This window comes from Guyparkeria sp. (assembly GCF_041687595.1).
Lineage (GTDB): Bacteria > Pseudomonadota > Gammaproteobacteria > Halothiobacillales > Halothiobacillaceae > Guyparkeria.
Genome location: NZ_JAWLBP010000057.1, coordinates 3464 through 11483, shown reverse-complemented (window position 1 = coordinate 11483; position 8020 = coordinate 3464). Strand labels below are relative to the sequence as shown.

Sequence of the window (8020 nt, the reverse complement as noted above, 5' to 3'; positions counted from 1 at the left end):
CGACAGGCGCAGGGCGTTGATGCGCACGGCATCGGCGGATGCCTTCAGGTTCAGGGATGTCCTCGCCATGGGGTGCTTCCCTTCAGCCGCCGGCTGCCATTCCAGGTCGGCAATGTCCAGCTCGAGCCCGGTGATCGACATCTCCCGGCCACCGTTCGGCGCGCTCCAGTGGATCTCGCCGTCGCGGATGCGCAGATCCAGCGGCGAAAACCGACGGTCGCGCGCCGAGTCGTCCGGCCGCCCACCGAGTGCGAGGGCATCGAGGGTTCCCGGCGTCAGGCGCACAACGGGGGCATCCAGTCGCAATGTCTGAGGCACCATCCGGCCGCCGATCAGCGGCAGCCAACGCATGGACAAACGGATCGCCTCGAGTTCCCCGACGGGATTGCCGGCGGATTCCGACACCGGTCCGATCCTCACGCCGGTCGCGTGGATGGTGGGTGAGGGCCAGAATCGCAGCGAGACGTCGCCGCCGACCTCGACCGGCATGCCCAGTTGGTGGCTTGCCTGTTGGGTGATGCGCTCTCTGAGATCGTCAGCGGGCCAGAGTAGTGCCATGGCGATGGCGACCACGATCAGGGCTGCCATCGTTCCCGCGAGCACGATGACAAGCGACCGGACCGGGTGGCGAGTGAATGGGTTCATGGGGCGGAGCCTTCCTCGGGTGTTTGCCCTAGTGTAGATAACGGCTGAGCGGGACTATCCCGCTTGCCGGGTCGGCCGTCTCCACTGGCTACATCCACATCGACAGCGTGAACGAACCGAAACGGTCCTTGTTCGCCTGGGTGGAGAACTCCTTCGTGCGCCAGACGACGGTGTAGGCGAGCTGGAAGCGCTCCCAGTTGACGGCGAAGCCGAGCTGGACGTCGCCTACCCACGGCTCGCGGTCGACCGAATGGCTGTCGCGCCAGGTGTTGCCGTCGAGCAGGAGGTTGTGCGCCATGTATCGCCCCTCGAGGGCAGCGAAGACGTGCCAGCCCAGCCCCGGGCCGGGCCGGAAGTAGGCCCGCTCTCCCTGGGCGGGCTCGACTGAGGGGATGCCCCTGCTTCGATCCAGCCCCTCGCCGTAGCGCAGCGAGAGACCGGTCGAGGCGAAGGTATGCAGGTTGCCAAGCGAAACCCCGACGTTCGGGCCGTACTCGATCTCGCGCGAGCGCCAGGGTCGGCGGGCGAGCCAGGCATGCTCGTAGCCCAGGTTGAGAAACGGCTCGTTCGACAATTGGTGGCTCCATCCCTGCGGGTTGTCACCCGTGATGTGCTGGTGGAAATGCTGCTGGATCCACCCGCCGCCCGAGGCCGGGCCGACCACGCCGAGGTCAAGGTGCAGGCTGCGCGTCTGCCGCCATTTGCCGTCCGGTTCCTCCCCGTGCAGGGAAAGACCGGCCTGCAGTACCCCGGCGTAGGGGCGGTCGTCTTCCTGCAGGTCGGCGACGTCGATGTCGTCGGGCGTGTATATCCGCTGCCCCACGCGGTAGGCGGCGCCCTTGAGCTCGTCGCGGCTCCATCCCGGGATCATGTCGGTAAGTCCGCGGGTCCAGTGGGCCTCGGCCGGCTCGAAGGACCAGGAGATCTCCACCCCGTTGGTGTAGTGGCCGTCGCCGGCGCCTACCCAGGCGTCGTTCTCTAACTGCACCGAGAGCAGCCCCTCGGCACCGGCGGGAAGAGCCAGCGCCAGCCAGGCGAGGGCGAGTACGGTTCGGTATGGGTGGCGGGTGACGGTCATGGCTGGAATGCCCTCGTGTATTGCCGGTCACAGGCTGCGACTGATGCGCACGACGTCTTCTTCCGATTCGAGCACCTGCTCGTCGAAGCCGAGCCGGGCGCCCAGCTGGCGCATGCCGGAATTGCGTTGCAGGACGTCACCGAACAGCTCGCGCACTCCGCGCTGGCGGGCGTACTCGACCAGTATTCGGAGCAGGGCGGTGCCCAGCCCACGGGCCTGCCAGTCGTCTCCCACGACCAGGGCGAACTCCGCCGTCTCCCCGTCGGGCTCCATGTTGTAGCGGGCCACCCCGATCTGTTCCTTTTTCCCGTCCTCTTCGTTCAGTGCGATGAAGGCCATTTCCCGGTCGTAGTCGATCTGTGTGAAGCGCACCAGCATCTCGGGGGTGAGCTCGTTGAGAACCCGCATGAACCGCATGTAGCGGCTTTCCCGGGACAGCTTGCGGACGAAAGCCTGCTCGGTCTCCGCATCCTCCGGACGGATGGGCCGCAACGTCACGGGCGTGCCGTCGGCGAGCGTTACCTCGCGCTTGAAATGCATCGGGTAGGGGTAGATCGCCATGTGGGCATAGGCATCAAGCTTCGGCGGCTCGTCGGAGAGCTCGATTCGTGCGTCGACGGCCATCACGCCATCCTCCCCGGCGAGCAGCGGATTGATGTCGACCGCCCCGATCTCGGGCAGCTCGCAGACCATCTCCGAGACGCGCAACAGCACTTGCTCGACTGCGTGTTGCTTCACCTCGGGCGCGTTGCGGAACGGCCCGAGCAGAAGCGCGGCGCGGGTCTGCTCGATCAGCCGGCGGATCAGGACCGTGTTGAGCGGGGGCAGGGCGAGTGCCCGGTCGCGGATGACCTCGACGGCGGTGCCACCCATGCCGAAGGCGATCACCGGGCCGAAGACCGGGTCGCGGCTCACGCCCACGAGCAGTTCGCGGGGATGGCCCACCGCGGCCATGCGCTCGACGGTCACGCCTTCGATTTCGACGTCCGGGTGCTCCTCCTGGATGCGCTCGAGCATTTCGCGCGCCTCCTCGCGAACGGACTGGGCATCGTGCAGGTTCAGGCTTACACCGCCCACGTCGGTCTTGTGGGTCATGGCCGGGGCGCTGATCTTCAGGGCGACCGGGAAGCCCAGCCCCTGGGCCGAGACCATTGCCTCGTCGGCATCGCGAGCGAGGATGGCTTGCTCGGCCGGAATCCGGAATGCCTGCAGGACGGCCTTGGCCTCGCGGCTGGTCAGGACCCGGCGCCCGGCCTGGCGGGCCGACTCGAGGATCAGCCTGGCTCCCCCGATGTCCGGCGGCGAGTCGTCGGTCAGCGGCGCCGGTGTCTGCAGCAGCAGCTTCTGGTTGCGTCGATGCGTCAGCAGGTAGGCCAGCGCCTCGACCGCCGCCTCGGGGGAGGTGAAGTTGGGAATCCCGGCCTCGTCGAACAGGGCGCGGGCCTCGGCGACCAGGGTCTCTCCCATCCAGCAGGCGACTACCGGCTTGTGAGTTCCCTCCTGGGCCTGCGCCTGCTCGATTACCTCGCGGGCGCAGCCGGTCGGGTCGGTCATCGCCTGCGGGGTGAGCATCACGACCAGCATGTCGACGGACTCGTCGGCGAGGCAGATCCGCAGGGCCTCGGCGTAGCGCGACGGAGTGGCATCTCCGAGGATGTCGACAGGATTCGCCCGGGACCAGTGGGGCGGTAGTGTCTTGTCGAGCGCGGCAAGGGTGTCCGAAGTCGGCTCGGCCAGCGGTACGCCCAGGTCGGTGGCGCGGTCGGCGGCCATCACGCCGGGGCCGCCACCATTGGTCAGGAGCAGGAGCTTCTCGCCGCGGAGTGTCAGGCGGCTGGCGAGCGTCTGGGCGGCGGAGAACCACTGGCTGATTCGCTGGACCCGCACCACGCCGGCCCGGGCCAGTGCGGCGTCGAAGACATCGTCGCCGCCGATCATCGCCCCGGTATGCGTGGCCGCGGCCTTCGCCCCGGTGTCGTGTCGTGCGGACTTGAGCACGATCACGGGTTTCAGGCGCGCGGCGGCCCGCAGGCCGGTGAGGAACCGGCGGGCGTCCCGGATGCCCTCGATGTAGAGCAGGATGCCGCTGGTTCCCCGGTCCATGGCCAGGTAATCGAGGATCTCGCCAAAGTCGATGTCGGCCGCATCGCCCGTGGAGGCGATCGAGGAGAATCCGATCCCACGCTCTCTCGCCCAGTCGAGGACGGCGGTGATCATCGCGCCCGACTGCGAGACCAGCGCCAGGTGACCGGGCAGGGCCTGGTTGTGACTGAATGTGGCGTTCAGGCCGATCGACGGGCGCATCAGGCCCAGGCAGTTCGGCCCCACGAGCCGGATTCGGTGGTCTTCGGCGATCTCGACGATCTCCCGCCGCAGGCGTGACCCGTTCGGGTCGTTCCCGCCGAACCCGGCGGAGAGTATCACCGCGCCCTTCACGCCGGCCGCTCCGCACTGCCTCAGGATCTCGGGGACCGTGGCCGCCGGCGTGGCGATCACAGCAAGGTCGATCGGTTCGGACGGATGGCCCAGCTCTGCCCGGCAGGCAAGGCCCTGAACGGAGTCGTGCCGCGGGTTGACCGGGATCACCGTGCCCTCGTAGCCGGCCTCGATCAGGTTGGCAAGCACGGTGGTCCCCAGCGCGCCGGACCGTTCGCTTGCCCCGAACACGGCCACGCCACGAGGATTGAAGATCGGTTCAAGAGCATGTGCGCCCACGGCTTCCTCCCGGTAGGATTGGAGACTCGTCCCCGATGATTTGCAGGTGAGTCGGTCATGTCTGTCGCCCTGGTCTCGCATCCCGATTGCGAACTGCATGACAACCCAAGTGTAGGCGGATACCGGCACCCGGAGAATCCGTCGCGGCTGGCGGCGATCCATGACCAGCTCATCGCGCAGGGCGTCGAGCCCTGGCTGTTCCCGATCCAGGCGCCACAAGCCGAACGCGAGGACCTGTTGCTGGCCCACTCGGCCGAGTATGTCGACTCGATCTTCCGCCGTGCGCCCGAGCACGGCACGGTCGACCTGGGAGACGACACCCGGATGAACCCGCACTCCCTGCACGTGGCACGGCTCGCGGCGGGCAGCGGCATCGCCGCGGTGGACTGGGTGCTGGACGGGGACGACCGCCGGGCTTTCTGTGCCGTCCGCCCGCCGGGCCATCATGCCGGGCGCAGCCGGGCGGGTGGTTTCTGCATCTTCAACAATGTCGCGGTCGCCGCCCGGCATGCGCTGGAGCGTCATGGCCTCTCCCGCGTGGCGATCGTTGATTTCGATGTCCATCACGGCGACGGCACCGAGGACATCGTCGCCGGGGACGAGCGCATCCTGTTCTGCTCGAGTTTCCAGCACCCGTTCTATCCCTATAGCGGCAGTACTTCGGGCGCGGCCAACGTCCTGCCGGTCCCGCTGCCGGCGGCCACCGACGGGTCGACCTGGCGCGAGGCGATCGCTAAAGGGTGGTTCGGGGGCCTGCGTGCCCATCGCCCGGACCTGATCCTGATCTCGGCCGGATTCGATGGGCACCTGCTCGACGACATGGCCAGCTTCGGGCTGGTCGAAGATGACTACCGCTGGATCACCGATCGCCTGGTGGAGATCGCGGAGGAATCCGCCGAAGGGCGGGTCGTCTCCATTCTCGAAGGGGGTTACGAATTGCACGCCCTGGGGCGAAGTGCCTGCGTGCACGTCCAAGGGTTGCTGGAGTCCTGAGAAGCCCCGGGGCTCAGGGTAGCCACACCTCGACTCCAAGCCCACCGAGGTCGGGCGAGCGAGAGAATGACAGGCTCCCGCGGTAGAGCTCGACGATCTCGCGAACAATCGCCAGCCCCAGTCCGTGTCCGTCACGAGATTCGTCCAGTCGTGTTCCACGGCGCGACAGCTCCTGCAGAGAGTCAGTGGGGACTCCCGGTCCGTCGTCCGAGACATCGATACGCCAGCCGTCTTCCGCTCGGATTATCTCGACGTGTATCCGGCTTTCGGCCCATTTCGCCGCGTTGTCCAGCAGGTTGCCGAAGAGTTCGTACATGTCCTCGCGATCGGCGCGCAGGAAGGCGCCGGCGGGGCAGTCGACCCGGTGGGTGAAGGTCTTTTCGGGGTGGAGATGGCGGAACATGCCGAGCAGTCGGGGGAGTTCGCGTTCCACCTCGAAACGCTGGCCGCCGCGGGCTTCGCCCGCCATGCGCGCATGGCGCAGTTCCCGGTCGGTGATTCGACGCATGCGGGACACCCCCTCGGCGAGGCGTTCGGCGGCCTCCGTCGGGAGTTCGTCGCGGGATTGTTGCAGCACCTGGTCGATCAGCGTGATCGGGGTCTTCAGCGCGTGGGCGAGGTTGCCGAGCGCCTTGCGCGAGCGGGACAGGCGACGCTGCATGGCGTCCTGCAGGTGGTTGATCTCCTCGACCATGGGCTGGAGCTCCGGCGGGACGTACTCGTCGAGCCGCTCGATCTCGCCTGCCTCGAGGCGGCGGCAGTCCCGCCGGACCCGGTCGAGCGGGCGCAGGCTTGCCCGGACGATCAGCCGCTGGGCGACGAGCATGATGCCAAGCAGGATCAGCGTCACGATGGCGAAACGCCAGCGGAAGGTGTCGATGCGCTCACCCAGGGCCGAGAGATCCTCGGCCACGTGCACCTCGATCCAGGTGTCTTCCTTCTGAATCCGGTCGGCGTAGACGAGCAACGGCTGCTCCGCCGGGCCGGTGGCGTGGTAGGTGCCGGGGAACGACTCGAGTTGGGCGGGCTGGAAGTCGAAGTCCCACAGCGATCGCGAGCGCAACGCCGTGCCGCCGACATCGATCTGGTAATAGTGCCCGGAGTAGGGGCGCTCGTAGATGGGATTGGCGTAGGCCGGGTCGAGTCGGGGAGAATCGGTGGTCGGGTCGACGCCGAGGATGAGCACCTCGGCGTCATGCGCGAGCCGGTCGACGACGTAGTTCTCGGTGAGCACGACCGGGGCGCGGGCGGTGACCAGCCAGAACAGGGCGACCAGCACCAGTACGCTGGCCAGTAGCCAGAGCGTCAGGCGGGTCTGGATGTGGCGTGGTTTCAGGCGTCTCACGAGCGCCGGTCCGGTGCGCGATGGAAGACGTATCCCTGGCCGCGGCGCGTCTCGATCCATTCGCGGCCCAGCTTGCGGCGCAGGCGTGTGACGTAGGCTTCGATGACGTTGGGATCCCGGTCGTCGTCGAATTCGTAGAGATGCTCGGCCAGCCGGCTCTTCGACAGCACGTGGCCCGCGTGGTGGACGAAGTAGCGCAGCAGCCGGAACTCGGTGCCGGTCAGTTCCACCGGTTGCCCGTCGATCAGGGCCTGCTGGCGCGCCTCGTCGATGGCGAGACCGCCCTTCGACTGCATCAGGTCGCCGGGATACTCGCTCACCCGCCGCGAGAGGGCACGCAGGCGAGCCACGAGTTCCTCGAGGTGAAAGGGCTTGGCAAGGTAGTCGTCGGCCCCGGCCTCGAAGCCTTCGACCTTCTCGAACCAGGCATCCCGGGCGGTGAGCAGCAAGACCGGCAGGTCCAGCCCGTTCTCACGCCATTCGCGCAGCACGGCCAGGCCGTCACGACCCGGCAGGCCGATGTCGAGCACGACCAGATCGTGCACGTTTTCACTGCCCAGCCACGCGGCCTCGTCGCCGTCGCGCACCCAGTCGACGGCATAACCGTGTTCGCGCAGGCGGGCCTGCAGGTCGGCGCCCAGCGATTCGTCGTCTTCGGCGAGCAGCAATCGCATCAATCAGTCGTCATTGTGGTGGTGATCGGAGCGAAAGGACTCCTCGGTCTCCTTGTGCTCGGAGAGGAGGCGGCCGTCCCGGGCATCGAAGTACATCTCGTGGTAGAGGTCGTCCTCGCCGTAGACGGTGATCTCGTAGACCAGGGCCTCCTCGTCGAGCCGTGCCTCGATCATCTGGCCGGGATGAATCGCCTGCGCGCGGTCGATCAGCTCGACCAGCGAGAGGATTTCGCCGCGCTGGTGCAGCTCGAAGACCTGGTTGTGGTCGGCCGCGGCCGGCGACACGATAATGATGCCGGACAGCATTGCGGCCGCGACCAACACCATCTGAAACCGGGAGAGGATGCCTGTCCAAGCCATGTCGTGTCCCTGGGTCACGTGTGCACGGGTCATTCGATCGCTCCGCTGTCGAGCAGGGGGACGAGCCAGTATCGCAGACCGAGGCCCGACAGTTCATCCCGCATGGCCGCGATAAACGGTTCGGCCTGTGCCGACGCCATCTGCAGGTGAAACACCGCGCGGCGCTGGCGGCCGGTCACCTGTTCGACCAGGTTGAACTGGCCGTGCTCC

Annotated in this window: 8 protein-coding genes; 1 reads left to right on the top strand and 7 read right to left on the bottom strand. The window is 67.5% G+C overall.

Features of this window, described 5'->3' with window-relative positions:
• From ACESL5_RS08585 to ACESL5_RS08575, 3 genes are all read right to left on the bottom strand, one after another.
• On the bottom strand, positions 1–645 hold a 645-nt coding region (locus tag ACESL5_RS08585; protein WP_372592371.1), incomplete at its 3' end, for an AsmA family protein.
• An 88-nt stretch (positions 646–733) separates the two neighbouring features.
• A complete protein-coding gene (locus tag ACESL5_RS08580; RefSeq protein ID WP_372592370.1) occupies positions 734–1723 on the bottom strand; it encodes a lipid A deacylase LpxR family protein in 990 nt (329 codons plus the stop codon).
• Positions 1724–1750: 27 nt separating this feature from the next.
• Positions 1751–4438: a GNAT family N-acetyltransferase gene (locus tag ACESL5_RS08575; protein ID WP_372592369.1), complete on the bottom strand. Its 2688-nt coding sequence runs from the start codon at positions 4436–4438 to the stop codon at positions 1751–1753.
• Positions 4439–4495: 57 nt separating this feature from the next.
• On the opposite strand from ACESL5_RS08575, the gene ACESL5_RS08570 reads away from it, so the two are divergent.
• Positions 4496–5431 (top strand): histone deacetylase family protein, encoded by a 936-nt coding sequence (locus ACESL5_RS08570; protein WP_372592368.1) that lies wholly within the window; start codon positions 4496–4498, stop codon positions 5429–5431.
• 13 nt (positions 5432–5444) lie between these two features.
• Here the strand turns inward: ACESL5_RS08570 and ACESL5_RS08565 are convergent, their stop codons facing one another.
• The 4 genes from ACESL5_RS08565 to ACESL5_RS08550 all read right to left on the bottom strand — a co-directional run.
• A complete protein-coding gene (locus ACESL5_RS08565) occupies positions 5445–6776 on the bottom strand; it encodes a sensor histidine kinase (protein ID WP_372592367.1) in 1332 nt (443 codons plus the stop codon).
• Positions 6773–7450 (bottom strand): response regulator transcription factor, encoded by a 678-nt coding sequence (locus ACESL5_RS08560; protein ID WP_372592366.1) that lies wholly within the window; start codon positions 7448–7450, stop codon positions 6773–6775. Before ACESL5_RS08560 ends, ACESL5_RS08565 begins: the two co-directional genes overlap by 4 nt.
• Before the next feature lie 3 nt (positions 7451–7453).
• Positions 7454–7810: a PepSY domain-containing protein gene (locus ACESL5_RS08555; protein ID WP_372592365.1), complete on the bottom strand. Its 357-nt coding sequence runs from the start codon at positions 7808–7810 to the stop codon at positions 7454–7456.
• A gap of 29 nt (positions 7811–7839) precedes the next feature.
• A partial coding sequence (locus tag ACESL5_RS08550) for a DUF3240 family protein (RefSeq protein WP_372592364.1) occupies positions 7840–8020 on the bottom strand: 181 nt, incomplete at its 5' end.